Source organism: Methanospirillum stamsii, assembly GCF_003173335.1.
Taxonomy (GTDB): domain Archaea; phylum Halobacteriota; class Methanomicrobia; order Methanomicrobiales; family Methanospirillaceae; genus Methanospirillum; species Methanospirillum stamsii.
Window position 1 is genome coordinate 20,319 of the sequence record NZ_QGMZ01000001.1, and the last position, 25,767, is coordinate 46,085.

The following is a 25,767-nucleotide window of genomic DNA, read 5'->3' on the forward strand; positions in this document are numbered from 1 at the left end:
AATGTTTCGATTATGTGTAATTTTTTGATAATTATCAAATTAAAAAAATTGAAACAGGAATAAAGATTCAGGGACCAAAGAACAATACCGAATCTGCTCCTGTACTCATCGGAACGGTAATGTCACCCATAACAACCTGACTCTGGGAAAGATCATTCCTGGACCATAATGATACCGTGTATGTTCCTGACTGGGCATAGATATGTGGAGGAGGATACTGTTCACTAGAGGTTGCACCATCCCCAAAGTCCCATTTCCACTTATTTGCACCACCTAAGGATTCATCATAAAATGTTACAGTATTACCATCACCTGACTTAACAGAAAATCCAGAAATTACAACACCAGGAAGGGGTTCATTATTGAGCCGGATAGTATAATCTTTATCAACTGAAGATATCACAAATGGTGAATCAGTTGATTTCTCTTCATTATTTACGGTAAGATTCTTTACTCTGGCTCCTGCAGTCGGGTTGAACGTGAATGAAAGTGAACTGCCTGGATCTGCTGAAAAAACTCCTGAAGGATTGATCCAACCAATTCCATCAGATGATGCGTTAATTGTAAAGCCATTTGCAGATACAACAAAATTTGATGGAGCAGATGACCCGCTTATTCCTTTAACGATAACCGGATGATTGCCAAGAGTATTGTCAACAGTCTCCGGGAATGTTGCATTGATTATAGTAGCTGATTCGACCACATAGGAGACAACTGAACCATCAACTGTCACATTATTTAATGCTGGAACTGTGTCAAAACCTGTTCCGGTAATAGTTACCGGGAAAGAAGTAGTGTGGTTGTTCTGTAGACAGCCCCCAGGATTCAGATTTGTTATCACCGGAAGAGCCGGATTAATGGTGAACTGGATATTGTTATTACTAAACTGACCTCCCTGGTTTACACTGACATTCCAATAACCGATACTGGAAGTGGGAGGAAGGTAAAGAGGTGTTGTCAGGTTATTACCGGACAGGATACCTGTAAATGTCAGATTCGACTGACCAATCTTTGTCAAGTTAATGATTGCCCCGGTTGCAAAATTATTCCCGGTAAGATTGACTGGAAAAGTGCTGCCAGCCAGACCTGAATTTGGATAAATCCCGGTTACTTCCGGTTTGAGTGGGGCAGTAATGTTAAACTGAATGTTATTATTACTGAATAAACCATCCTGTTTGACTGTAACATTCCACAGACCTCTTTCTGCACTTATAGGTAGGTTAAAAGAAACAGTAAGGTTGCTTCCTGAAAGCATACTGGGAAATGTCAGATTTGACCGGTTTAAACGGCTTAAATTGATCTGTGCACCGTCCTTAAAGTAACTGCCAGTAATATTGAAAGATACATCAGTCCCTGCTTTACCTGTATCTGGAAAAATTCCGGATACCACCGGAGGAACAGGGGCAGTTACATTGAATTGAATATTATTATTGCTATATAATCCACCGTGATTAACAGTCACATTCCACAGGCCTTTTTGTGCAAGTAACGGTAAATCAAAGGAACCGGTTAGATTTGGCCCAATTAATATTCCGAGTGATGTGATATTTTTCTCAATACCACTGGTAAGATTAATGATTGAACCATTTCCAAAATTACTGCCGGTTACAATGAAAGGAACATTTCTTCCGACACTTCCATGGTCAGGATTTATTCCGTTGACAACCGGAGGAACAGGGGCAGTTACATTAAACTGGACATTATTATTACTATACCTGCCACCCTGACTTACTGTCACGTTCCAGAGACCCTGTTTTGAACTTACAGGTAAGTCAAGAGAACTGGTAAGATTAGTTCCGGATAGGGTGCCTGTTGTAGAAATGTTAGTCGCATCATTCCGACTCAGGTCAATTTTTGCCCCATTCGTAAAATTATCCCCGATCAGTTTTACTGGTATTATTGAACCGGCAGAGCCAGTACCAGGAATAATACCCAATACATACGGAGTTATTGGTGTTTTTATTTCAAACTGAATGTTATCATTACTAAATTTTCCACCCTGGTTTACACTGACATTTCGCATGCCTGCAACGGCGGTTGAAGGTATTGTAAAAGAACCGGTAAGATTAGTTCCGGACAAACTTCCCGTTGTAGTAATGGTCGCCTTACCAGTGCTGGTAAGGTTTACCCGTGCTCCGTTTGCAAAGTTGCTTCCAGTCATATTGAAATGAACATCTGAACCAATATGACCAGAAACAGGATTAATGGATGTAACAACCGGAGCAGGTGAAAGGTGTAAGACACCCACCGCATAATGTTGCATGGCAGGACTAGAGCCATAAGTCCCACCCCATGTCATGGTATGATAGGTATAATCCCAGGTATCATGGAGGATGACAGTATTAGGTGTGGAATACCCCACACCTAGCATGGTATGTCCTTGTACTTGAATAAGGACTGGATAACCAGCATCTATTTCTGCCTTATACTGATCGTAGGTAAATCCTTTGGTATTCCCTCCGTACCCATAAATATACTGATTATAATTTGTAAGCACTGAATACCCACGAGACTCAGCAAACAGTTTCATCCCATGAATACCATCTCGTCCTTTTACAGATTCATTACCGGTATAATCATACAAAGGAGAGCCATCTTTGTTATAATAAAAAGTAGTGCTTCCATCAGAATTCCTCCAGTTCTGATACTGATTGGTTCCCATATAATCACCGATGCAATCTAAAGGAGTATGTTCTGACCAGGCACTGTAATAAGGATCAGTCGTAGATCCATATGCAGAATAATAGTCATTTTTATGCCCTTTGGAAACACGCCCATCAAGACCCAGTTGTGAGGCACTCAGTGGACATTGTCCCTGACTTTCAAACGAAGGACCCCATACCGAATTGTTCAAGGGGAAAACTCCTCCATTAGTCGGACCAACATAAAAATTAGGATACCCGTTCCGATCAAAATAACCAAAATACATCGCTGCAGAAGTAGCCGAACAGCCATATGACCAGTCCAATGCAGGAACATCGGTTTTGTTCACCATTATGGCTGATATTTCAGCAAGAATCGGAACATTTGCATCTCTTATCCACCCTTCGGGGGGGAGACCCGGACCTATCTCACGTTCATCAATGAGATTGCCATTATCATAAAATTGCGATTTTAGCGTCGAATCATTAGCATCCAGATCAGCATAAACACAAGGGATGCATAAACAAGAGACCAGAATAAAGAGAACAATGATCCCCCTGACCATCGACGGAGAGAAACACCAAAACATAATCCATATTATTTTGTATTATATATATTACTTTTTAAATTATAAGGACTGATTAAAAAAGATACTGTTTAATTAAATGTATTATCAAGAATTTTTAGTCCAAAAAAAAATTTTGGAAAATTACACATTCGAAAACGTGTAACCTTCTTTCATAGGTACTTCGATACTACCCTTAACAACCTGGCTCTGGGAAAGATCACTCCTTGCCCATAACGATACCGTGTATGTTCCAGCCTGTGCATAGGGGTGTAAGGGAGATTGTTCACTAGAGGTTGTACCATCCCCAAAGTCCCATTTCCATTTATTTGCATCGCCCAAGGACTTATCACTGAATTTCACAGAATTACCTCCACCAGACTCTGCAGCAAACGCTGCAATTACAACACCCGGAAGCGGTTCATTATTGAGCCGGATAGTATAATCCTTTTGAACATTCTGTAAAGTATAGGTCAGATCAGAATTATATGTAACAGGAGTCCCATCGACGGTCAGGTTCTTTACCCTTGCTCCTGCAGTGGGATTAAAGGTAAACGTTTGAGATGCTCCTTTTGCTACTTCTACCGTCCCGGATGGATTAATCCAGCCAATTTCATCAGACTGTACATCAAGAGTATATCCTTCACCGGGCGTATATGCTACTTCAATAGCGTAAAAATAATTATTCCAGTATATCCCACTTCCAGCATAATTCATATTCATTTTTAACCGGAATATCCCATTTGGACGGTTTGCATTGCTGCCCCAGCTGTTCAGGACCTCCCAGTACCGCTCATCAGGATTCGAACTGGTATCATTGTACCCTACAAGAAGGACTCCATGACCGCCTGCATCGGTTGCTGCACCATTATAGGGATCCGGATCCCAGATAACTGATTCAGCCTGATCTCTCCAGAAATCAGAGAATTCACTCCATGCCTCAATTGTTGGAAGCCGGAATCCATAATAAAGAGCCTTGTTTGCATCAATCTGTGCCTTTAAATTCGCAATCGCCTGATCCTGAGTAACAGTATAGGTAGGGACCAAGTAAGAAGAGATAGAAGTAATTGGATAATTCGGATTGGTTGCGATATACTGTGCAGGCATTTTTGTTCCGGCTGAACAATCCCCACCAGGACAGGCATTTGCATCATGATAGGAAGCATTCGTATTTGACCAGGGGATAACCTGATCATATAAGGGATTGCTGTAGAAATCAACAAATTTCGAGGCACTTCCTCCTTCACATGCCCAATTATCACCAACGCCGTTATTCAGATTTGAATTCACATATTGTATCGAAAGACGATCTTTTACACCATTCTGGACAGTATGAGCAGTCTCAATTACTCCGGTAGAGGCCCAAGCCCAGCAATTACCACAGGTCCCCTGATTTCGTTCAGAAGGTACATAGGGAACATTCACAAGAAGACTTTTTGAATCTTTATCCTGGGTAACCGGTGCATTTGGAAGAGCCTCTGAATTAAGCATTTCCATAAGTTCTTCCCGCATCTGTTCAGGAGTCTGATGCATAATTCCATATTCTGTGAATTGTTGATCATCAGTTAAATCCTGGCTTGAAATCTCCGGATTAGACATATCCGTTTCATATGGGATCTGTTTACTTACCGTTTTATCTCCAATTGTTACCGTTACATTCATTACTCCCTGCCCAGGGGATAATTCCGGAATAAAATTAATCGAGCCTGAATCTACTCCTGTAGTTTTAACGCCTGAAAAGCGGAAAGCAACATTACCAGACTCTCCAGCTGCATTACTCTCCTGTGCAAGTGAGAGGGAAAGAAGACCGTTAGAAAAATCTGAATATACATTTGATGGAACTGCAGCTCCATTCACTACTAGATCTCCCGAAAATGCAGAAATCTTACCATCATCAGTAGTGAAAGGATACAGAATAAATCCATCAGTAATCCCGGATTTCGTATCTGATTCTGTAATAAAAGATAAATCAAAATCAGCAACAATACTCTCCCCATCAGTAAATCCGGTGTATTCAATCACTACCGGCATATCCTGATAAAGCACATCCGGATATATCGTAAGAGAATCAGCGGCTGAAAGCGTAATAACCATCGATATGATTGTCAAGATAACTAGAACCCATCCCCATAACTTATTCATTGTCACACCCAACTATTGTGCAAAATATTATTTTAAAAGAATAAAAAACTTATTATATTGATAATTATATGAATATCATAATTTAGAAAGCATATATAAATTCATTTCATCTCAAATTTAAGACATAATCATCTAATAAAAAACTCTCGCGGTTTAATATGATTATTCAACCATAAATTTAAAAATAAAGAGTAATTTTCGCTTTTTTATAACCACTAATTCCATTCCGGTAAAAAAATAGACTATTCATGCTCTATTTGACATAAAAAGGGTTAAACCTGATTCACTCAAGGCTCGCTATTAAACTATAGATCTGATCCTTATATTATATCGAAAAACTTTTTTTGAGTCAATAGCGAGCCGCTATGAAAGCAGTTATTATTCTAGTTTTTTTGATCTAATCAATAGATATTTTAATTACATCTTTCTACCACTATCATCAGCCGTGGTAGATTAACGGAACCTTAACAATTGTGGTATATATCATACCATTATCTTCTTCTAATGCCAACTAGCGTAATCATTTCCTTTTTAGCTTTTTTGATTAGATCTATAAGAAATCACACTTCCAGCACAACCATCAGAATGATATTTCTCCCAATGTACTGGACCGATTTTCTTCTGAAGCACTTTTAATACTCATCGCAAGGTCATCATTTGGTTCATAATTGGAGAGAATATCGGAGAGTTTTCTTCTTTCCGGAATAATCCTAATAATTAGATCAGAAAAACTTTCACCGTCATCTTTTTTTAATTGTTTTAACCGAGTATATGCCTCTAAAGTAATGGTAATTGTTTTTGTTGCCATACATACATGATTACACATGGACATAAAAATCTATCATGAACATATGATAATATAACAGGAGAAAACATTGAATATCTTCTTATTATCCGGGTATAATCATAAAAAACCTAATTTATTTTGGATTTATGCTAATTCCCAATAACAGGCAATTAAATAGACCGAATTCTGCTCGATTGAGTCTTCCCCTTCGCCAAACTGCCAGTATAATCATAACAAATCTTCTACGAAGGTATGATTGAATTAAAACAGAGATAGAACTTTTCCGTAGCGGAGAATCCCTGATGCTGTGATATTATTTTCATGTGGGATATTGTGAAAGTATACGATGGAATTGAACCTTGAGAAATTATCAATAGGAAAATGATAATTACAGATAAGCCAAGTGGTTCTTTTAAATTAACAAAAACACTAAATTATTACAAAACAAGAAGGAACAATATGGATGATATCTCTGATAGTTATAATTTATAAATTATTTTCATCCATATTAATTAATCCTTGAAGTACCCTCAATCATCCTCATGACAAGTATAAACAAATTTAATGATAATGAGTATCACATTATGGCACTAATCATAAACCGATGATATGACAAATCAATTTAATAACAAATTCTTTGATGACGATCAGGGATTTTTAATCCCTCCGGATGTAAAAAAAGTAATAATACAATTCACTCATAAAATTTTATCTGAATTTCCCGAAAAAATTGTTAAAATCATTTTATATGGCTCATATGCCCGGGGGGATTTTCATCAGGGATCTGATGTTGATATCCTGATTTTTACCACTGACGACTCATGGAATATCAAAAAAACGATTATGGCCATGGGATATGATATCTATCCGGAATTTGGGATTATGATCTCTGCAAAAGTAATGACTGAAGAACAATTCAGAATGATGAAAAAATTTTTATTTATTCAACAGGTTTCACAGGACGGAATTGCAGTTGTCTGATAATACAGAAATTACGCTCCTTTTAAATATAACCCTCATAAAAGGTCATTAATGATTTATTCCGGTCTGTTATTAGGTGGTTGATAAAAAAATCCATATAGAGTTACTTCACACTTAAAAAAAGCCAATCAGATCTATCCTGATTCCCGGAATTAACCAGATACACCATTTATAATATAAATAATTTATGAGAGAAATTCGATTACTTTTTGATCCCATTCCTCTTTCCCGGTTCCCGGAAGTGCTTTTCCATTTGGCATCATATTAACAGGCACTTTATCTGCACCAAATTTACTGCTGATTTGTTTCCGGATACAATCATCCTGCTTGCTACCTTTACAGTACAGAACAGTGAATCCTTTAATCAAAGGCCAAATCTTCTCATCATCCTTATAAGCATTAAAAAAAGGACACTTTTCAAGTTTTTCACAATCAGCCATAATAATACAACAACATGGGTATCAGTGTTGTAAAGGATAAAATTTTTCATGAACCCGAACTGAATACTCAAAATCAAAAGTGGATGCCCTTTCAGCACAACTACAACAAAAACCGAAGGGTATCTGCTCGATTATTACTTTTTAAACTCCACATAGATCTCATGATCTCCCCGGATATCCTCGATTATACAAGAATTATGGTTTTTCTGTATAAGCCCGTCAAGATATACCTCACATACTTCATACCCGGAATCCGGAGTCCAGGATACTGCAAGAGTAGAAGATTCTAAAACCGTGACCACCCCATATGGAATAGTATTTCCGCCCGGACCTGGAGCGACTGTCACCTTGAACGATCTTTTTTCTGGCTCCTTAACCTGTAAAAACACCGTATCTGTTGAACACTGCCCATCAGGATTCTCCACGATAACATGATATTCTCCGGTCATGAATCCGGAGAGATCAAAAGAAGCAGTAATTATCTTTCCATCAGCAGAGACAATCGTTGGAGTTTTGTTTGAGATCCTCATCCCACCAGAATTACCAAGAAGAGACACAACCGAACCTGAAAGAAAACCATTACCCCGGATAGAAATCTCACACAAAGAATCCGAAGTATACAACGTCCGGGGATTGACATCTGATATAGCAGGAGGAAGATCATACACGGTAAAATATACGGTATCAACTGAACACTGGGTATCAGGATTTACTACCTGCACAAGGTATTGGTCGCCTTTCTTCATTCCGGGTGAGAAAACAGATGTAAACTGATTATTATCGATGTTTGTGCTGCTCGTTGTCACAATTTCTCCCGAGGAATTTACCATCCGTACATACGATCCATAGATGAAATTATCCCCATTAATTGTACATGTAAAGGGTTCTTCATCAATTCTGCCGGATGACGGAATTATTTCTGCAACAACGGGAAGATAGGGATAATATACGATGAAAGGAGTTGGACATGAATATCTATTATGTAAACCGGTGATTATGACAAGAGAATACTCTGCATATACCTGGCCAGTCAGGTCAAATTTTATGGTTATCAGGGAGTCAGAAATTATATTCACCAATGATGACTGAATTGGAACTATCCCCGGGTGTTCCAAAATTGATGTCCAAATTCCTTCGGTTTCAAACCCGGATCCGGTTACAGTCACCGTAACCTGCCCATTATTATACCCATAATCAGGAGAGATAGAATCAATGATCATAACTGCAGACACCGGGAGGATAAACATGGAAAAAAATACTGATAACCCAGCTATCAGGAGATATGGAAAGAAGTCATGCATGAGATGAACCAGAACGATTGGATAAATAATGATATGAATTAAGCGGTTTTATCTTGAAAAAAGATAGAAAAAGACTCATGAAGGAGCCATCTTTTATTATAGCAATTCCGTCACCGGATCAAGGAAGGAAAACGATATTATCCGGCCTTGAGTTCTCTGTTGATCCTGGTCTCCGCCATAAACTACAAACGAACGTTCAGGAACCTGCCCTGACAACTTATTCCTATACTTTATATTCTTAAAATATTCCATAAATATCGTCCTTCCCGCCTTAATCTCCACAGGAATTAATTCAATTCCGGATCTATCAATAAGACAGTCAATTTCCTTTCCTCCCTTGTTGCACCAGAAGTAGAGATTACTATCCCTCCCATGATTAAATCTATAACCTAACTTTGCCACTTTGACTTCATACAGTCAATGAGATCGTTCACTATCATGATCAAAATTTTTCAGAATTTCATCGGGAAATGATATTTGACAGGTGGCGTTTTTCGACCAAAATTTCATGTAACAACCCAATTATGGTCTAAAATTATGGTGTTGATGGCATCAAAATTGGAGTGAATGAACTTTTTTGTCTTCCTCATCCACGAATCAATCGTAACTGTCAAATTCGATAGCGTCGTTTTGATGAATTTCGTTGACGTATGCTTCAGGTCTGGGATCTCAAATCGGATTAGTGAGACAAATACCTGTACGATAAACCCAATGATTAATGCTCCGTAAATACTGTTATCGGTCCATACGCGTAATGGTTTGATCTCGATCTCGTTCTTGAGAGAGTTGAATATCTTCTCAATCGAGTCCTTCTTCCGATAGGTCAGAAGGGCTTCAGTAAGTGTCTAATTCTTACTCGATTTCAGGCAGAAAAATCCCTCTCTACCATTGATGAACTTTTCTTCAAGAAACTTGACGGCATCATCTTCGGAGAGTTCCATTAGCTTTGTCTGGATAGAGTAATCTACATCCACAAGAAGATTGTTTATTCTGAATCGCTTTGGAAGGGCTTTATTCTTGTCAATACTCTCCTGAATGGCCTTTGCTTCTTTTATCTCTCGAACAACTTTTCGAGCTCTGGATTCCAGCTGCTCTTTCTGCAGTTTTTTCGAGAAGTAAAGATAGTTTGTACTGTTCGGCTTCTCGATTTTAATTCCGCGAATACCTGATTCCTCATCAATTATCTGAGGATTATAGGTTTCAAACTTCGCGATTATCTTGTCATCGCTCTTGTTGAGTTTCTTTCCGGTGATGTACTGGAGATTATCTGCCCGGATCAACTGGATATTATCGACACTGTTCGCTCCTTTATCGAATATCACCAGAGATCCCTCTCTTAGCCGGTTATTTGACTGCTGATATGTCTTCTTGAAGTGGCTCTGATCATTGAGATTGCCAGGTTCGATTGTCATCCCAATTGGGATATTTATCGGGTCTGAAAGTTCTGTAACGCCAACCGTGATCTGTTTTTTATCGGGCCGATGATCACGGCTGTATCCATACTTTCCAAGCCGGGCCTCCTTGCCATGAAGGACTAGGCTGGTCCAGTCCATGTTGATGTTGGTATGCTCAAAATCGTACCTGGAAAAAAGTACATCCTGGATGTCAGAGATGATTTCTTCACGGGTAGAACCAAGGATTTCAAGGACACGGTAAAGCGTTCTTTCGCTGAAGGGGGGGAGGGAAAATTCGTCAAGCACTTCAGGTCGGTTGATCCAGTCGTGAGACCGTTTTATGCTGAAGTTATCAGTTAATTTGTAGCTGATGAGGGCTCGAAGTAAATCGTTGATATCGATACCCCTTGTCTTGTGTTTCCCGAAAATTTCGCGAAAGTTCAGGACTTCATATAGCTTATCAACGAGGAATATGGTGCCGATAGGAAAGGATATATTTTCATTCGGCTCAATTTCATTGGTTCTTAGTTTTGTTTGCATTTTGGTCGATTCAAACATCACTAAGAACACATATATTTTTAGTTAATGGCAAACTTGGGTTATAATTAAAAAATAACCAGCCTAATCACATTCGCGTATAAATTCTAATACCCGAATCCTGAATCTCTCAAACGAGGTGAGATTTTGAGTAAGAATTATATGCAATCTGATCATCAATATTTCCATATCAGTAAACAACAATATTTCTAAACCTTCATCTGCCTGACTTCTTCACCAAGAGACTTATCAAGGACATGATGTTGTATCAAGGTAGAGAGGATGTCATCTTCAGATTCAGGGATCCCGAATTTTAAATCTGCATTAATCATTGCACAAATATCAAGAACATTCTCAATTGAATACTCCACCCGTTTATAGATACCATCCTTCACCAATCCGAGATTTTTAAATATTTTCAGATCTGGCGGGAGATGAGAAGTAACGAGGTCGATACTATCAGCAATTATTGCAAGTATAATTCTCATTGCTTCTGATCGCAACTTTCCGGTCTTCATGAAAGTGGAACCGCTCCGGTATAATCATCAAGATATGGCCTAAAGGCATCGTAATTTTTTATTGTTTTGTATGCAAGATCTGAAAGGTATGTAAAATCTTTACAAAACAGAATGATTCCACGAAGTGCATCTTTTTGGATATAAACCGGAAGATTTTCAAAAATCCGGATATCCAGATCATCAAAAGGTCCTGATAAAGCAATCTCCTTATTAATGCTAATAAGATTTTCCTGACTTCCCTGTATTCCAATTACCAGATCTATGTCAGAATCAGGTCTAAAATGTCCCAGGGCTACAGATCCATAGAAAATAATAAAATCAATTTTTTGCGACCAGGGCCTTGAAAACAGCCATTCAATACCAGTATCTATCTTAACAGCAATTTCAGGAGTTTTTGATCTTATTAGATTTATATTAGACTCGATTAATCCATTCTGCATATACCAAAGATCTCCATATGAAAATTCAAGATGATGTTTTACATTGAATCGGTTTTCCAATGAGTTAATATTATTTTCAAATAGTTTAAACATTAACCCGGAACGACTAAAATTACATCGAATAGTAATTTTCGACCTGAGTATTCACCAGTATACCCAAAATAATTATTCATAAAAACCTTTCCTCGATAGAAGGAAGACTAATAAAAAAGTAAGGTAGAGAGATAAATAGATAATATGAATAATCTTATTATTTATCAAACATCAAAGGAGAGAACCTGAGTCAAATGATTGAGATTCGATATCTTTATGATCAAAATGGAAATCGGACTGATGTTATTATTCCAATATCTGCATGGAGTGAGGATATTGAATTAATTATTAAAGGGAAAATTTCCGAAAAGGAAAAATTTGACCCAACAAAATACATGGGGATTATTCATTATACTGGAACTTTTGAAGAACTTGACAGAGAGATCAAAAACATGAGAGATGAATGGGAAAGGATATGAGATATCTTATTGATTCAAATATTCTTATTTATTTTATCACTGCATCTGCCTCTGATGACGTGCTCATAAATATTAAAAAAATACTTATCTCCTCATTTTTTATCTCAATAATAACCAAAATAGAAGTATTAGGATGGAATAAACACACCCAAGAAAGTTATAGAATGACCAATGATCTCCTGAAATATGGAACAATAATTCCTGTTGATGAAGCAGTAGCTGCTCACACCATTCGTCTTCGACGAAAAACAAATATTAAACTTCCTGATGCGGTTATTGCTGCCACGGCTATCAATCTATCAGCGACCTTGGTGACAAGAAATTGCAAAGATTTTAACTCAATTACAGGAATAGAAATTATTAATCCCTTTAATTCCCAATAAAACAATATAATCTGTTAATAAATTACCGAAAATGATCTATATTTACTCAGAGAATATGACGAAAAGATAAGATTTTTCAGAATATCAATGGATAGATTTTATCTGGTTAAAGAAATATGGAAAAAATACGAAATTTAAGAAATAAGAAAGCAATCAGACATTATCCCAGTTCAAACGTAGTAACTCCGAATATCTCATGAACCGGAAGACTTGGAATCATTTTTGTATACATCCGTGCAGTGCCAAAAACCTCTGTCATCTTTCGTTTTTGTGCCATCAGGACTGCTGCAGTATTCGGTTCAGGGGTGTCGAAAAATATTAGCTCCCCGGGCACCATTGTGGTCAACCCTTCAAAAATCTCGTCTGCGCTAAGAGGATTATCGGCAAATATTGGACCAATCTTATAACCCTCATAACATTTACGGATAACCCCGTACCCATGAATATCCTCATCCTTTCCTAATTTTACCAGTGCTGTTCCTTCAGGCTGACGTATCCAGTTTTCGAGAAATATTTTTCTTTCAGCCGGAAAATGAGCGGTATCATACCGGAGCAGTGAATCAAAGGGAACCTTGGTTGCCAAGACCAGATCCGGCTGCTCTATCCCGGATGCAATACCCTGCCACCGGATATTCCGGTATGCAAATAGCATTCCCATCTTCTCCCGGTATTTCTCCTGCATCTCAAACACCCCGTCAATTCCAAGATTTCTCTCTCCGATATGGGTATTGATTGCCCGGACCAGATCCCAGCCCACCCCATAATCCCTGAACTGTTCCTTTACGATATAAAACCCAGCAAACGAAAATTCGGCGTCATAATTGACAGCAACCGCAGTCCCGATTATCTCTTCATCCAGTTCAGCACAGAACCAGCCTGAAGGATCCACCGGGTAATGAGACTGTGCATCATGAAGACCAGGGTTCCAGCCTTCATCACGAGCCCATTCAATCGGAATAATTACCTCATCCGGAGTAAGATTTCGAATATGATAGTTCTGATTCATAAATCTAAAGAATACATGGATTACCCGGGATAATATAGATAATGGAATAATCAGTTATTAAAAAGATTATTGTATAACCAAAGGATTCATATTTAGTTGAGAGTAAAGTAGACTACTTATAATTCAACAATAATTACATTCATAATCATTATATTTATAATTATTATTCAGCAGGTAATCTACTGATAATGATCATATCATTTGCTTGAAGCATAACCTTCTATCCAAAGAGAATGATAGATACTACATTCTATGATCTCCGATATTTTTCTATTCCTCAATGATTTTATCTTCCCGGTTATATTTATCATAAACATCCTTTTTGCAATAACGGTTGTTTTTATCGAACGAAAAAACCCGACTGCAACCATTGCATGGCTTATGGCTCTGTTCCTCCTTCCGATTATAGGATTTATTCTCTATCTCTTTGTAGGCCAGAGTTTTTACCGGGACCGGATGTTCAGAGTCAAGAAGGAAGATGACGAAACGCTTACAGACATCATAGAATCTCAGAAAAATGAATTATTCTCCCAGGATCTCACTGCATTAACCCGGATTTCCTATCAGTATAAGCGTATGATGTACATGCTGATGGAAAGCAACAAAGCACCGGTCACATTATGTAATTCGGTTAGGGTCTTTGTTGATGGAAATGAAAAATTCAAAGCTCTTTTAGAGGCCATCCGGAATGCAGAGGATCATATTCACCTGGAATACTATATCCTGAAAGATGATGAAATCGGAAATGAGATCTTTGCAGCATTAACCGAACGGGCAAAGGCAGGTGTTACGGTCAGGTTTCTTGGTGACGGTCTTGGTGCAGCAGGGCCCCGGAAATCTTTTTTTGAACCCTACCTGAAAGCGGGCGGAAAACTTGCATTATTCTTCCCATCGCTTATGAATATCTCACATCCCCGCCTGAATTACCGTAATCACCGGAAGATTGCAGTTATCGACGGTAAAACCGGGTTTATTGGCGGATTTAATATTGGGGATGATTATCTAAGCCGTGTTCCCGAATGGGCACCATGGAGAGACACAGCCGTTCAGATAACCGGACATGCAGTTCTTGCGATGCAGATCCGTTTCTTCCTGGACTGGAACTATGCTTCAAAGGATGATAAAATCCATTACGAATCAAGGTATTATCCGGAACAGATTCAACCGGTCTCATCACAAGTCCCGGTGCAGATTGTTTCTGGCGGTCCGGATACCTACTGGAACCCGGTCAAGGAATCATATCTCAAACTCATCTCACTTGCGACCGATTCAGTATATCTTCAGACCCCGTATTTTATTCCGGATGAAAGTATCATGGATGCTCTCCGAATAGCTGCTCTTTCCGGAATTGATGTCAGGATCATGATGCCGGCAAAACCGGATCACTGGTTCGTATACTGGGCCGGATATTCCTATATCGAACAACTCCTGGATGCAGGTGTCAGGGCATACACCTATGACACCGGTTTTATTCATGCAAAAACAATCGTCGTTGATGAGGTTGCTGCATCTGTCGGGAGTGCTAACTGGGATGTCAGAAGTTTCCGGCTGAACTTTGAGACAAATGCAATCATATATGATCACGAGGTTGCACGGGAACTCAAGCAATATTTTATTGAGGATTTACGTGTATGCACCGAACTGACACCAGAGCGGTTTGCAGCATTGCCCCGAAAAATAAAAATAAAACAGTCAATATCACGGCTCTTCTCTCCCCTTCTTTAAGGCCACTTCTCTTTCTTTTTTTGAAAACCTGCTACCTTGTGCCGATACAAAGACACCAGATGGGAAGTCCTTCTTTTTTGAACCGAATAATGAGCACCCAGCATCGATAAAGAGTACGGGACAAAACTCCAGGCAATTACACCGGCAGTAGCCCCCCTGGACATGTATCCACCAGGTTTTCCAATTACGAGATTTTTTCTCTTCTTTATTCCATCCAAAAATTCTTCAACCGTTTCTGCCTGAACCGCTGTTATCACATTCCCAACATCTGAAAGAATGTGTGCATCAGAACCGCCTGTGAAGGGAATATCGTGTTCTCCTGCATAAGAAATCGCCCGCTCATTAAGACTTTTTATCATCCCCCCGCATATAACCTCGATACCATCTATATTATCAAGAACTCCGGGAAGCATCTGTTTTTCAGCACACTTCAGGACTCCCCGGTTAATTCCAAAATATCCGAACGGATGAGCAGCAATCCGAAGACCGGAAAATGGTTTGGCAAGATCCAGACACTCCATAACCGGAAGGTTTTCCATAAGACCAGGTCTTTTTTTACTCCTTTCCCGGGAAAAATCCTTAAAAAATTCCTGCATATCCTCCGGAGTATAGAAATAAAAAAGCAGATGTGGCCCTTCCAGTGTTTCAAGTTCAGTGCCGGGAATAATCAGGCGGTCAGATCGATTGGATATTGCACAGAGTGAACCGCTAATCTCGTTATGATCGGTAATAGAAAAACCGATGTCATGTCTGGAGGCATACTTTATAAGCTCCGGAATTCTTGTTAATCCATCCGAATGAGTCGTATGCAGATGCATATCAACCGGATAGTAACCTTCTTCTCGAAGCAATCTGAAATCGGGTTTAATGTACCTGATATTACCCTGGTGATCCGGCATTTTTTAGTACCCTTTATTCGACTCCCAGATACAATTCATGGGTTTTCATCCACGGAGTAACAAATACTAACAGGACCGGGACAAGTATTCCACAAACTACGCTATTTGTTACGAACCATCTGAATATTGTGCCTGCTACCTGGGCATGACTGATAATACCTCCGATTTCAAGAGTGTATGCTCCCCAGACTGCTCCGATAAGATTGTTGATGATTACACATGAGATGATAAAAATACCGATATCACGCCGACTGATGAGAGCGGTATGAACATGGAAGTGTCTGAATGCCAGGTACGGGATAAGAACCTGCCATAAATCTGCAAAGGACCAATATAATGAAACACTGAATGGAAGACCACTTAACATTCCTGCACCGATCACACACCCGAAATACGCTGCGCAAATGCCAATTACTCCAAACCATAACGCACAAACAATCATTATTGCTACAATCAGGTAAAATGCAGATACTCCTGGCACTACCGGATATGAAAAAACGAAATATCTGGCCCCAAGTGTTTGTATACAGACAAGAAGAAAGAAAAGTGACAGGTAAATTATGAAAGGAGGACGGGCTAATACTGGAGAACTACAACATGAAAAATCCTGTTCCACAAACAGTAGATATGTAAGAAAAGAATATTAACTGTTACCTGAAAACCAGAGGTATCAGTATCATGAAAGAGAGATGGAACACCTGGAGAAAAGAACCAGTTTCAGGTGCATTTCTCATATCTATCCTGTTTGCACTAATCCTTTTTCCGTACTGGTGGCTTTTAGACCAGTGGTCGCGAACGTTCTTTATCGATCATGTAACCCAATTTACCTTTACTTCAACCACATTCATCGTTGTTCTGGCCATTATTGACAGCACTTTTCTCATTCGCTACTACCAGATATTACAGAAGAATAAACTTGCGCATGCAATGAATGAGATATGTGAAAATGCAGAAAATTGCAGGGCCATGGTAGAAAATGCCCCATTTCCCATAATTGTTACAAAATATCTTGATAATTCAATCCTCGTGATGAATAAGGAAGCAAAGATATTATTTTTAGAGAATCCTGAGGATAACGTAGAGAAAAAAATCAGTGAAGAATTTTTAAGCATCATTAAAACCGAACATTTTTCAGATACCTTGCCCGGAAAAAAACAGGTTTTTGGCTATGAAATTTCTTTTGATACAAAAACCAGGGGGACCATATACACATCCCTGTCAGCGAATGTTATCGATTTTCTTGGAGAGAGAGCAATTTTTACCGCTTTTGTGGATATTACCGACCGAATAGCCCTTGAGCGGGAGATCTTACGAAGAGAAGAAAAATTTTCCACATTTTTCCATGAAGTTCCAAATCCCCTTCTGATACTCTCAGATACCGGACACATACTCGAAGTAAATTCCGGATGTGAACAATACTTTGGATTGAAAAAAGAAGACATAATAACAAAAAAACTGGATGAATTAATTATTTTTTCAGAGTTCAATCAGGACTCAATTACTCAGCTGAAAGAAACTAAATTATCTTCCATTGAAACACTCATTGAACTTCCGGATGGACAGAAGAGATATGTTATACTTCATATCCGATTGATCAGTATCAGGAATATTACCCATACTCTCCTTTTGATTCAGGATATAGACGAGATAAAAAGGGTTCAGAATGCTATCAGCCAGGCAAATAACCAGCTTTCCATTCTGAATAGTATAACCCGTCATGATATCCTGAACAGGATTATGATAATAACTTCATTTGGGCAATTATTAGAGAAAAAAATCTCTGATGAACCGGAAAAACGCTGGATATCAATAATCCTGCAATCGGCAGAAGACATTCATACCCTGATAGATTTTACCCGTCAATACCAGGATCTTGGATTACATGAACCAAAATGGCAGGATGTATCAGAGATCATGCAGAAATCAGGTATTCGTTCACTTCTATCAGACATCTCGCTCCACCTGCCTGATGAATCCATAGAAATTTATGCAGATCCCATGCTTGAAAAAGTCCTGTACAACCTCGTGGATAATTCAGTCCGGCATGGAGAACGGGTAACTGATATCACCCTTTCGTATAAGAAAAATGGAGATAACCTGGTTCTCAGGTATGAAGATAATGGGATCGGAATTGATGAAAAAGACAAAAAAAATATCTTTACCAAGGGTTTTGGGAAGAATACCGGCCTTGGATTATTTCTTATCAGGGAAATTTTAAGTCTTACCAATATTACCATAACCGAACATGGAGAAAAAGACACCGGGGTCAGATTTGATATGAAAATTCCATCCGGAACATTTCGAACAGTAACAAAGGAAGCAAAGACGGAGTCCTGATAATCATCACAGACATTATCATTAACCGGCTTTCTGACAGGGTCCGGATTCTTACCTTTGATGACGGCATTTCACTTGTTATCTTCTTTGGCCCCCATCACACGTTTTTGTGTGATACCCACTTAGGTCCGGAATCGATGAAAGAAGTCATCCCCTATCTGAATCAGGATCCGGCCTTTTGTGACCTGGTTATCTTTAATTCACATTCTGACTGGGACCATATCTGGGGAAATTGTGCTTTTTTGGATTCAATAATAATCGGCCATGTTACATGCAGAGAAAGAATGCAAGAGCGGGGAGCTTTTGACTTAAACCGACAGTCATCTCTGACCAGGGGGCACGTGACCCTCATACCTCCTGGCCTGACCTTTAAAGAAGAAATATGCTTTGAAGATGATGACATCGAATTCATCTATGCACCCGGTCATACCATTGATTCATCCATCTGTTATGACCGGAAAGAGCGGATTTTGTATGTCGGTGACCTTGTAGAAGGTCCTATTCCGTATCTTGATTATGACCGGCTGGATATCTATCTTGAGACTTTGGAGATGCTTCTTATATTTCCCGCCGATATTATGATTTCCGCCCATTCAGGAATTGTTACAAAGGATTTGATAATCAGGAACATGGAGTATATCAGAGAGGTCATCAAAGGAAATAAGATAGATACGAGAACTTTCGGTCAATACGAAGCAGTACACCGGATAAACCTCAATACCCTGCTTATGCTCAGGTATGAAAAACTTGCGAAAAAAATGCTTAAGAATGCATATGATTTTTCATCGTTCTGGTCAGTTCCTTCAAATCTGGATAACATCTCTCTGGATGAACTGGAAGAATTAATGAAGAACTACCTCAAAAATCCAGGCAGTAAACACCTGGGGATTTAAGTGCTATACAAATAATTCAGCAGAGAAATTTTCCGGTAGGTTTTCTCCGGAGAACTTTTAATTGATGATGAATCAATAACTCAATACCTTAAACGTTATCTGAATCCTCCTGATCGAGTATATACAACAAAACCCAGGTGTCAATGATGGAAAAAAATAATGCATTCTCCGGACTTGAAGCAGCAATTGTTATGATAGCTTTTGTGGTTGTTGCAGCGGTATTTGGATATAGCATGATTAGTATGGGTTTTTTTGCAACCCAGAAAGTTCAGGAAGTTACCTATGCCGGAATAAAACAGAGTGCATCAGTTGCGATTACCGACGGACTCATCCGGGGTCAGTACGATGAAACGAACGGCTTAACATCACTCACTTTTAGTCTTTCGATTCCGGAGACCGGAGAGCCGATTGATCTTTCAAAGATGATATATTTTTATGCCAAAAATAGTGATATGGGAAGTGAGATACCCCTCTCATCTATATCACCAAACTCAGGAATTTTACGGGCCGGGGATAGTACCAGGGTCAGACTATCAGGACTTTCAGGACCAAAAGCGGGAGGGTCATTTTCACTTGAGATAAAGCCACCGACCGGAGCATCAACCCTCATCCAGAGAACACTGCCATCCGGATTTGATGGAGGATATATATCATAACCGGTTTCATCATCACGATAATAAAATACTGGGAATCCTTTTTTTTGTAATTGCGAAACTTTATGCAATAATCCCAAAGATGATGATCACGAATATTTTTTACTTATCGTCCGGACAATCTTTTCAATTGCATCCATACCATGCATGATTTTTCCGACGTCAAGACAATCCATGGTATCTTTTTGAGTATGAATAATCTTTTGAGTAATATCCCATTCTGCAGCAGTAGTAAATGCCATTGCAGGAATATATTTTAGACTAAATAACATATGATCACCCTGAGGCCAGGGATCTTTTTGGATGACACCCGGATACCTGCCCCTGACCTTTTCTGATATCTCCACCATATCCGGAGGACAGGAAAAGTATGCAACACTGGAAAGATGACCCGCAAGCCCTATTCCATCAATATTTACTGCAAGAAGCACGTTTTTTGGATCAAAGGAGGGTGAAGAGAAATAGGTCATTTCTCCAGGAATATTGTAACATTCCTCACCATTAAAGAAGACAAATTCGAGGGGATTTTGTGGTGCTCCTCTCCGGAGCCTATCAGCAAGTATCATAAGTGCACTAACCCCTGATGCATTGTCAAGTGCTCCCGGAGTATAATATTTCGTGTCTAAATGAGCACAAAGAATTATTTTTTTCCCTTCTCCCGGAGTCCTGCAGATTACATTAGCCGCACGTGCCTGATATGACGCAGTATTCATCATCAAATCTATCGTGTGGCCTGAATTTTCCAGGAGAATGTTTCCATATCCTGCAGGCACGGTCCCGGAGGGAATATGAAAATCACCATCAATGATTACCGGGATTGCATTGTTATCAGGACTGATGAACAAGATTGCTTCAGGATTTTTCTCCTCAAGTAACCGGATTATCTCCTGATGACTCTCCGGCTGATAGAATGGAAAATTCTTCGGCATCAGGGGTTCTATTGCCAGTTCGCCAGAAAGAACAGCGATTTTTCCGGATAAATCACTGCTTTTTAGTTCGTTAAGACTTTTTATTACAATTGCCGGAGCATTCAGGGAACATGAAGGAGAATGTGGATTTACGGTAATCGGGATACTCTCCTCCTGCAGATTACATGATGCAGCATAATAATTCCAGTTCATGCAGTCAAACAACTGATAGTTTACCGGATATCCGATACATTCCAGGTGTTTTCCGATATACTCCATTGCCTGACGATTTGATAGTGTACCAACCGGCCTCTCCCCGATGGTATTACAGAGTGTTTTCAGATGCCCAAAGAGTATGGCCGGATTCATGATAAAAAAAGGGTATAGTTACTGAAATGATTTTCCTCGAATGCAGAGCATTACCAGGTTAACTTTTCCGGACAGTAAATTCGGCATATTCCATGTCTTTTTCATTTTTCGGATCCCAGATATTTGTCATGGTTGTGCTGGGATAGATCTTCTGTTTGATTAAATCCCATCCATTTGGCATACTGACGCCTTCCCTGACAACTTCATGTGATGCATCATACACATTGACATGATAAGTTCCGGGTGCAAAAGGCACTTCTTTAACCTTCTCTGAAATCTCAGCAGACCAGGACATCTGACCGTCATCAGTTTTTGTTACCGGTACTGATATGAGTAAATAATCTGATGAGATGTTTACCGGCTGATAGGTCTTCGTTCCATCCACGTTATACCTGATTAAATTATATCCTGCTGACTGAGAACTATCGGCTGAATTTGAAAGTTCCAAAAATTTTACTCTTCCGGATTCATCTTCCTTTGCATAAGCAGACGTTGTATCCCAGATCTTTTTCGGGAATATTTCAACACCGATTTTCTTGCAGTTTTCAATCGTCGTCGTTCCCGTAATGTTAAATTTTTCTCCAATCTGGAGATTTCCGATCGGATCAATGGAAATCGTTTGATTTGCCTGGACACCAATTACAATTCCGGCTATAAGAACTACAATCAGGATAATTCTTTTAAAGAACATTTTCCAACCTTCTGAATTATAAAAACTCAATAGAAGAGTTTTAAATCATTAATGTACTTCTATCTTTTACGTTTTGTTCCCATAAGTGGTTTCTTATCTTATCAAAATTCTATAGGTAAAAATATAAAAAAAATAATAATACCATTTTCACTGAAAATAGTCACAATGAATGCCAAGCAACGTTGCTAGGCAAAAATTGATATGAAATCTATACATAGTTACTAAAATTAAAAAATTTTCAGGAAATTATGTATGATCCAAAAAAAAATAACCGGATCAATTCTTTCATTAAAACAAATTTTTTTTTTACAAAAAGAACTGTTTTTTTAAAACACCACATGATTTTATTCTGGATATCCAGATTTTATTTTAAATTGTCAAAAAATAAAAAACCCTTTTCTATTGATAAACTATTCCTCATAGTTTTTTTTCTTTTGATAATACCCAATTTATTATCCATTCCGGCAACGGCTAACCCAATAGGAAATTTCTCACAATTAACTCATTCAATCGTTTTGAACAATATTTCATCTCAGGATAATTCATTGGATTACCAAGTCATTCAGACATCTGATGAAAAAACTATAACAATATCAGGTCATGTATATACTGGAGATAATAATGATTCATTAAACCCCGCTTCTTCAGTCAGACTAATTATTGCTCCATCGTTATACCCGGATAAATTCAACGAAAAGGATATTTTCCAGGAAAAATACAGTGACAATTCTGGTTATTACCAGTTTAATTTCATCCCAGGTTATATTGACATTATTGAACAGATAATCCCCAAATACTACCATATAATACTGTATCCACCTGATGATTCAAAAGCAGTGACTGCTCGTTCTTCATCAGGAATAATATCCAGTCCAACATCTATTGTACTTCCCTTTCACAATTCAAAGACATTATTTGAGAATAATAATTTTTGGATCCTTTTTCCGCCGACTGCAGTCTTTGATATGAATCCTTCATCTGGAATAGGAACCACACCTCTGACTATACAATTTTCTGATATATCAAAAGGAAATCCTACATCAAGAGAATGGAATTTTGGTGATGGCACTACTTCTTCGTTACAGGACCCAAAACACACCTATACCAATCCAGGAATTTATACGGTAATCTTTACGGCATCTAATGAAGTTGGAAGTACAGCCGTTGAGAAAAGAATTTATGCACAAAACCAACCGATACTTAAAATATCACCATCGTCTGGAAAAACGGGAATAAAAGTTAATGCCGATGGAAGTTTTTCCATAATATCACAAGGGGAAAGATTGACCATGCTCTCCAGGAAGGTTTATGTTGCAGATGTGTTTTTTGATGATCTAAAACTCATTGATGACAATCCAATTTCTGATGATGGGTCATTTTCCATTCCCCTCATAATCCCTGACGGAGTAAAATCCGGTCCACACGAGATAACGGTATCTTATGGGAATGAAGAGGTACATGCAACATTTACTGTCACAAACATTCCTCCCGAAGTAAGTATCAGTGCAAATCCATCTTCCGGTAAAACACCACTTGAGGTTCAATTTTCTGCAGAATATTCAATGCATCCGGATGATGAAATAAAATCAATCGAATGGGATTTTGGAGACAATACACGCGACATTCAAAAAATAGTTAATCATACCTATCATATTCCCGGAAAATATCTTGTAAAACTTACTATCACGGGCAATATCGGATTATCCGGAACTGATACTACACAGATACAGGTATTCAATACCCCTCCGATTGCTTACGCAATGGCAGAACCCATGGAAGGAGCAGGAACTCTTACCTTCAGGTTTGATGGATCCAGATCCTGTGATCCGGATGGAAAGATCACATCATATCACTGGGATTTTGGTGATGGTAATACCGAAAATGGACAAACTGTTCTTCATACATTCAAAATCCAGGGATCATATCACGTAATCCTTACTGTAACTGATGAACTAGGAAGTTCAATAGACGATACTCTTACCGTAAGAACCGTAAACAGACCTCCCGTAGCCATTATCACAATTGACCTGGAAAAAGGAGATGCCCCATTTAATATTACCAGCGATGGTTCTGAATCTTATGATCCAGATAATGATAATCTGACATATTCATGGAAATTTGGAGACGGACAAATCGGGACAGGAAAGATAGTTCATCATATCTATAAAAATGCAGAAGAATATCCACTTACCCTCACAGTTACAGATACTGGAGGCCTGACTAACAGTACAACAGTAACTATAATTGTTAATTTACCATTCCCGCTCCTTTTAATTCTAATTTTCCTGACAGGGACCGGAGCAGCATTGATGTTTTATCGCCATATTCAAAAATCAAATATTAATAGAACATCCGAAGAAAACAAGGAAACATCAGAAAAAAACACCTCCCCTAAAAAACCAGCTCAATACCCGGATTTAAGTTACGAATTCAAGAGTGGGATCGAATGCACAAATCCCAATGAAATCAGACATACAGACATTAAAATGGAAATAAATACAGGAATATTAAAAAAAGGTGAAAATAATGAGTTATAGTATTGATTTTCAACCAGTCATTCCAAGTGCCATAACACAGGCACTTCATGAAGTTGTGGAAGGAGGAAAATCAGATTATCTCGCAGAAACATTAAAATGGTTGATAAAAAGCGGATTGAATGATGATGATGCAACCAATCTGCTGATTTCATCGTTATCTAAAAATATTTCACATGATATCAGTCATGGAATTGTTCAGATAACCATCGAAAACCTGGATGATAAGATGGAGATCAACACGAAAATTGAAAAACAACTCGATGATTTCTTCCAACATGTTGAAATTATTATAAAATCCGGAGTGATTGATCTCATTTGTCAGACCTTCTGGTTTAAGGTATCATCTCGGGTCGTCATTTATGATCTCAAAGTTAACCTGGAAAATAACAGAATATCGGCTATAGATTCCGGGATGCTCAATGCATATATAACTCTGGCATATTGTGGACTTAAAAAAGAAAATGACAATCCGGATATCTTATTCAAAAATGAAAAAATATTCGAATTGGATCTTTCAAATATTATTAAGTTCAGAAACGATGATGATAACAAAAAATCCTGAATTTTTATTTTCTATTTGAATTACGGATTAAAAAAAAGATTATTTTCCTGAACTTACCAATGCTGATCCCCTTTGAAGGGCAATCTTTCCGGTCCTGACAAGTTCGAGTATTCCATAGGGTTTAAGGAGGTCTTCTATTGCGGTTATCTTCCCACTGTCACCGGTAACCTCAACCACCAGGGTATCCAATCCGACATCTATAATTTTTGCCCGGAAAATACCTGCTATCTGCATTATTTCTGACCTGGCAGTTCCAGGTTCTGCCCGGATCTTAATAAGAGCCAGTTCACGCTCAACATGTTCATATTCAGAGACATCAAGAACCTTGATGACCTCAATCAGTTTATTGAGCTGTTTTTTCACCTGTTCAATCTGGACATCATTTCCGGTAACGACTATCGTAATCCGGCTGGTATCCGGTTGTTCACAATGCCCTACTGCAAGGCTCTCAATATTAAAACCCCGGCGGGAGAAAAGACCAGTCACCCGGGATAAAACACCCGGACTATCCTCTACCAGGACACTGAATATATGAGCAGTCATA

Annotated in this window: 23 protein-coding genes and 1 pseudogene; 9 read left to right on the forward strand and 15 right to left on the reverse strand. The window is 38.6% G+C overall.

All coding sequences use genetic code 11. From position 1 onward, the window contains the following. Positions 1-67: 67 nt before the first annotated feature. The 3 genes from DLD82_RS19085 to DLD82_RS00055 all read right to left on the reverse strand — a co-directional run bounded on the left by DLD82_RS19085 (position 68) and on the right by DLD82_RS00055 (position 6,158). A complete protein-coding gene (locus tag DLD82_RS19085) occupies positions 68-3,232 on the reverse strand; it encodes an IPT/TIG domain-containing protein (protein ID WP_181391153.1) in 3,165 nt (1,054 codons plus the stop codon). Positions 3,233-3,352: 120 nt separating this feature from the next. After that, positions 3,353-5,350: a PKD domain-containing protein gene (locus DLD82_RS18315; protein WP_181391154.1), complete on the reverse strand. Its 1,998-nt coding sequence runs from the start codon at positions 5,348-5,350 to the stop codon at positions 3,353-3,355. A gap of 580 nt (positions 5,351-5,930) precedes the next feature. Next, positions 5,931-6,158, reverse strand: coding sequence for an antitoxin VapB family protein (locus tag DLD82_RS00055; protein WP_109939061.1), 228 nt, complete (start codon positions 6,156-6,158; stop codon positions 5,931-5,933). Between the two features lie 588 nt (positions 6,159-6,746). Here DLD82_RS00055 and DLD82_RS00060 point away from each other — a divergent pair. Then, positions 6,747-7,118, forward strand: coding sequence for a nucleotidyltransferase domain-containing protein (locus DLD82_RS00060; RefSeq protein WP_109939062.1), 372 nt, complete (start codon positions 6,747-6,749; stop codon positions 7,116-7,118). A gap of 185 nt (positions 7,119-7,303) precedes the next feature. Here the strand turns inward: DLD82_RS00060 and DLD82_RS00065 are convergent, their stop codons facing one another. The 6 genes and pseudogenes from DLD82_RS00065 to DLD82_RS00090 all read right to left on the reverse strand — a co-directional run bounded on the left by DLD82_RS00065 (position 7,304) and on the right by DLD82_RS00090 (position 11,748). Continuing rightward, entirely contained in the window at positions 7,304-7,558 is a 255-nt protein-coding gene (locus DLD82_RS00065) for a hypothetical protein (protein WP_109939063.1), read from the reverse strand. Positions 7,559-7,692: 134 nt separating this feature from the next. Then, complete coding sequence (locus tag DLD82_RS00070) at positions 7,693-8,859, reverse strand: hypothetical protein (RefSeq protein ID WP_146199634.1); 1,167 nt, start codon at positions 8,857-8,859, stop codon at positions 7,693-7,695. Positions 8,860-8,955: 96 nt separating this feature from the next. Further along, the gene (locus DLD82_RS00075; protein WP_181391155.1) at positions 8,956-9,261 is read right to left on the reverse strand and encodes a DUF4143 domain-containing protein; all 306 of its coding nucleotides are present in this window, start codon (positions 9,259-9,261) and stop codon (positions 8,956-8,958) included. A 104-nt stretch (positions 9,262-9,365) separates the two neighbouring features. Then, positions 9,366-10,793: pseudogene (locus DLD82_RS00080) on the reverse strand (IS1634 family transposase). Positions 10,794-10,999: 206 nt separating this feature from the next. After that, positions 11,000-11,308 carry a DUF86 domain-containing protein gene (locus DLD82_RS00085; protein WP_109939066.1) on the reverse strand — a complete coding sequence of 103 codons (309 nt, stop codon included), beginning with the start codon at positions 11,306-11,308 and terminating at the stop codon, positions 11,000-11,002. Beyond that, positions 11,305-11,748, reverse strand: a complete 444-nt coding sequence (locus tag DLD82_RS00090) for a nucleotidyltransferase domain-containing protein (RefSeq protein ID WP_181391156.1) — start codon at positions 11,746-11,748, stop codon at positions 11,305-11,307. Before DLD82_RS00090 ends, DLD82_RS00085 begins: the two co-directional genes overlap by 4 nt. Positions 11,749-12,035: 287 nt before the next feature. Here DLD82_RS00090 and DLD82_RS00095 point away from each other — a divergent pair, with 287 nt between their 5' ends. Together DLD82_RS00095 and DLD82_RS00100 are read left to right on the forward strand one after the other, a co-directional pair. Beyond that, positions 12,036-12,260 carry a hypothetical protein gene (locus DLD82_RS00095; RefSeq protein WP_109939068.1) on the forward strand — a complete coding sequence of 75 codons (225 nt, stop codon included), beginning with the start codon at positions 12,036-12,038 and terminating at the stop codon, positions 12,258-12,260. Further along, the gene (locus DLD82_RS00100) at positions 12,245-12,643 is read left to right on the forward strand and encodes a type II toxin-antitoxin system VapC family toxin (RefSeq protein ID WP_109939069.1); all 399 of its coding nucleotides are present in this window, start codon (positions 12,245-12,247) and stop codon (positions 12,641-12,643) included. Before DLD82_RS00095 ends, DLD82_RS00100 begins: the two co-directional genes overlap by 16 nt. Before the next feature lie 160 nt (positions 12,644-12,803). Here the strand turns inward: DLD82_RS00100 and DLD82_RS00105 are convergent, their stop codons facing one another. Further along, entirely contained in the window at positions 12,804-13,649 is an 846-nt protein-coding gene (locus DLD82_RS00105) for a GNAT family N-acetyltransferase (protein ID WP_109939070.1), read from the reverse strand. Between the two features lie 252 nt (positions 13,650-13,901). Between DLD82_RS00105 and cls the strand changes: the two genes are divergently transcribed. Next, positions 13,902-15,374, forward strand: a complete 1,473-nt coding sequence (gene cls / locus DLD82_RS00110; RefSeq protein WP_109939071.1) for a cardiolipin synthase — start codon at positions 13,902-13,904, stop codon at positions 15,372-15,374. Here cls and DLD82_RS00115 read toward each other — a convergent pair. Both DLD82_RS00115 and DLD82_RS00120 read right to left on the reverse strand, forming a co-directional pair. Then, positions 15,371-16,273, reverse strand: coding sequence for a PHP domain-containing protein (locus DLD82_RS00115; RefSeq protein WP_109939072.1), 903 nt, complete (start codon positions 16,271-16,273; stop codon positions 15,371-15,373). The genes cls and DLD82_RS00115 overlap by 4 nt on opposite strands. 13 nt (positions 16,274-16,286) lie before the next feature. Continuing rightward, positions 16,287-16,889 (reverse strand): phospholipid-translocating P-type ATPase, encoded by a 603-nt coding sequence (locus tag DLD82_RS00120; RefSeq protein WP_109939073.1) that lies wholly within the window; start codon positions 16,887-16,889, stop codon positions 16,287-16,289. Positions 16,890-16,951: 62 nt separating this feature from the next. Here DLD82_RS00120 and DLD82_RS00125 point away from each other — a divergent pair, with 62 nt between their 5' ends. The 3 genes from DLD82_RS00125 to DLD82_RS00135 all read left to right on the forward strand — a co-directional run bounded on the left by DLD82_RS00125 (position 16,952) and on the right by DLD82_RS00135 (position 20,159). Continuing rightward, the gene (locus DLD82_RS00125; RefSeq protein WP_109939074.1) at positions 16,952-18,610 is read left to right on the forward strand and encodes a sensor histidine kinase; all 1,659 of its coding nucleotides are present in this window, start codon (positions 16,952-16,954) and stop codon (positions 18,608-18,610) included. Between the two features lie 107 nt (positions 18,611-18,717). Then, positions 18,718-19,503: an MBL fold metallo-hydrolase gene (locus DLD82_RS00130; protein ID WP_219968270.1), complete on the forward strand. Its 786-nt coding sequence runs from the start codon at positions 18,718-18,720 to the stop codon at positions 19,501-19,503. A 143-nt stretch (positions 19,504-19,646) separates the two neighbouring features. After that, the gene (locus tag DLD82_RS00135) at positions 19,647-20,159 is read left to right on the forward strand and encodes an archaellin/type IV pilin N-terminal domain-containing protein (RefSeq protein WP_109939076.1); all 513 of its coding nucleotides are present in this window, start codon (positions 19,647-19,649) and stop codon (positions 20,157-20,159) included. A gap of 86 nt (positions 20,160-20,245) precedes the next feature. On the opposite strand, the gene DLD82_RS00140 is transcribed toward DLD82_RS00135, so the two are convergent. Both DLD82_RS00140 and DLD82_RS00145 read right to left on the reverse strand, forming a co-directional pair. Then, the gene (locus DLD82_RS00140; RefSeq protein WP_109939077.1) at positions 20,246-21,433 is read right to left on the reverse strand and encodes a M28 family metallopeptidase; all 1,188 of its coding nucleotides are present in this window, start codon (positions 21,431-21,433) and stop codon (positions 20,246-20,248) included. Between the two features lie 58 nt (positions 21,434-21,491). After that, entirely contained in the window at positions 21,492-22,124 is a 633-nt protein-coding gene (locus DLD82_RS00145) for a hypothetical protein (protein WP_109939078.1), read from the reverse strand. A 545-nt stretch (positions 22,125-22,669) separates the two neighbouring features. Between DLD82_RS00145 and DLD82_RS00150 the strand changes: the two genes are divergently transcribed. Both DLD82_RS00150 and DLD82_RS00155 read left to right on the forward strand, forming a co-directional pair. After that, positions 22,670-24,661, forward strand: a complete 1,992-nt coding sequence (locus DLD82_RS00150) for a PKD domain-containing protein (protein ID WP_181391157.1) — start codon at positions 22,670-22,672, stop codon at positions 24,659-24,661. Then, entirely contained in the window at positions 24,651-25,223 is a 573-nt protein-coding gene (locus DLD82_RS00155) for a hypothetical protein (protein WP_109939080.1), read from the forward strand. Before DLD82_RS00150 ends, DLD82_RS00155 begins: the two co-directional genes overlap by 11 nt. A 39-nt stretch (positions 25,224-25,262) precedes the next feature. Here the strand turns inward: DLD82_RS00155 and ilvN are convergent, their stop codons facing one another. Further along, a complete protein-coding gene (ilvN, locus tag DLD82_RS00160; protein ID WP_109939081.1) occupies positions 25,263-25,766 on the reverse strand; it encodes an acetolactate synthase small subunit in 504 nt (167 codons plus the stop codon). Position 25,767 lies beyond the last annotated feature (1 nt).

Coding starts and splice junctions, on each gene's coding strand:
- DLD82_RS00085 (WP_109939066.1), bottom strand. CDS start 11,308: ATGAAGACCGGAAAGTTGCGATCAGAAGCAATGAGAATTATACTTGCA.
- DLD82_RS00105 (WP_109939070.1), bottom strand. CDS start 13,649: ATGAATCAGAACTATCATATTCGAAATCTTACTCCGGATGAGGTAATT.
- DLD82_RS00140 (WP_109939077.1), bottom strand. CDS start 21,433: ATGAATCCGGCCATACTCTTTGGGCATCTGAAAACACTCTGTAATACC.
- DLD82_RS00065 (WP_109939063.1), bottom strand. CDS start 7,558: ATGGCTGATTGTGAAAAACTTGAAAAGTGTCCTTTTTTTAATGCTTAT.
- DLD82_RS00060 (WP_109939062.1), top strand. CDS start 6,747: ATGACAAATCAATTTAATAACAAATTCTTTGATGACGATCAGGGATTT.
- DLD82_RS00145 (WP_109939078.1), bottom strand. CDS start 22,124: ATGTTCTTTAAAAGAATTATCCTGATTGTAGTTCTTATAGCCGGAATT.
- DLD82_RS00100 (WP_109939069.1), top strand. CDS start 12,245: ATGGGAAAGGATATGAGATATCTTATTGATTCAAATATTCTTATTTAT.
- ilvN (WP_109939081.1), bottom strand. CDS start 25,766: ATGACTGCTCATATATTCAGTGTCCTGGTAGAGGATAGTCCGGGTGTT.
- DLD82_RS00115 (WP_109939072.1), bottom strand. CDS start 16,273: ATGCCGGATCACCAGGGTAATATCAGGTACATTAAACCCGATTTCAGA.
- DLD82_RS00055 (WP_109939061.1), bottom strand. CDS start 6,158: ATGGCAACAAAAACAATTACCATTACTTTAGAGGCATATACTCGGTTA.
- DLD82_RS18315 (WP_181391154.1), bottom strand. CDS start 5,350: ATGAATAAGTTATGGGGATGGGTTCTAGTTATCTTGACAATCATATCG.
- DLD82_RS00090 (WP_181391156.1), bottom strand. CDS start 11,748: ATGCAGAATGGATTAATCGAGTCTAATATAAATCTAATAAGATCAAAA.
- DLD82_RS00135 (WP_109939076.1), top strand. CDS start 19,647: ATGATGGAAAAAAATAATGCATTCTCCGGACTTGAAGCAGCAATTGTT.
- DLD82_RS19085 (WP_181391153.1), bottom strand. CDS start 3,232: ATGTTTTGGTGTTTCTCTCCGTCGATGGTCAGGGGGATCATTGTTCTC.
- DLD82_RS00125 (WP_109939074.1), top strand. CDS start 16,952: ATGAAAGAGAGATGGAACACCTGGAGAAAAGAACCAGTTTCAGGTGCA.
- DLD82_RS00155 (WP_109939080.1), top strand. CDS start 24,651: ATGAGTTATAGTATTGATTTTCAACCAGTCATTCCAAGTGCCATAACA.
- DLD82_RS00070 (WP_146199634.1), bottom strand. CDS start 8,859: ATGCATGACTTCTTTCCATATCTCCTGATAGCTGGGTTATCAGTATTT.
- cls (WP_109939071.1), top strand. CDS start 13,902: ATGATCTCCGATATTTTTCTATTCCTCAATGATTTTATCTTCCCGGTT.
- DLD82_RS00095 (WP_109939068.1), top strand. CDS start 12,036: ATGATTGAGATTCGATATCTTTATGATCAAAATGGAAATCGGACTGAT.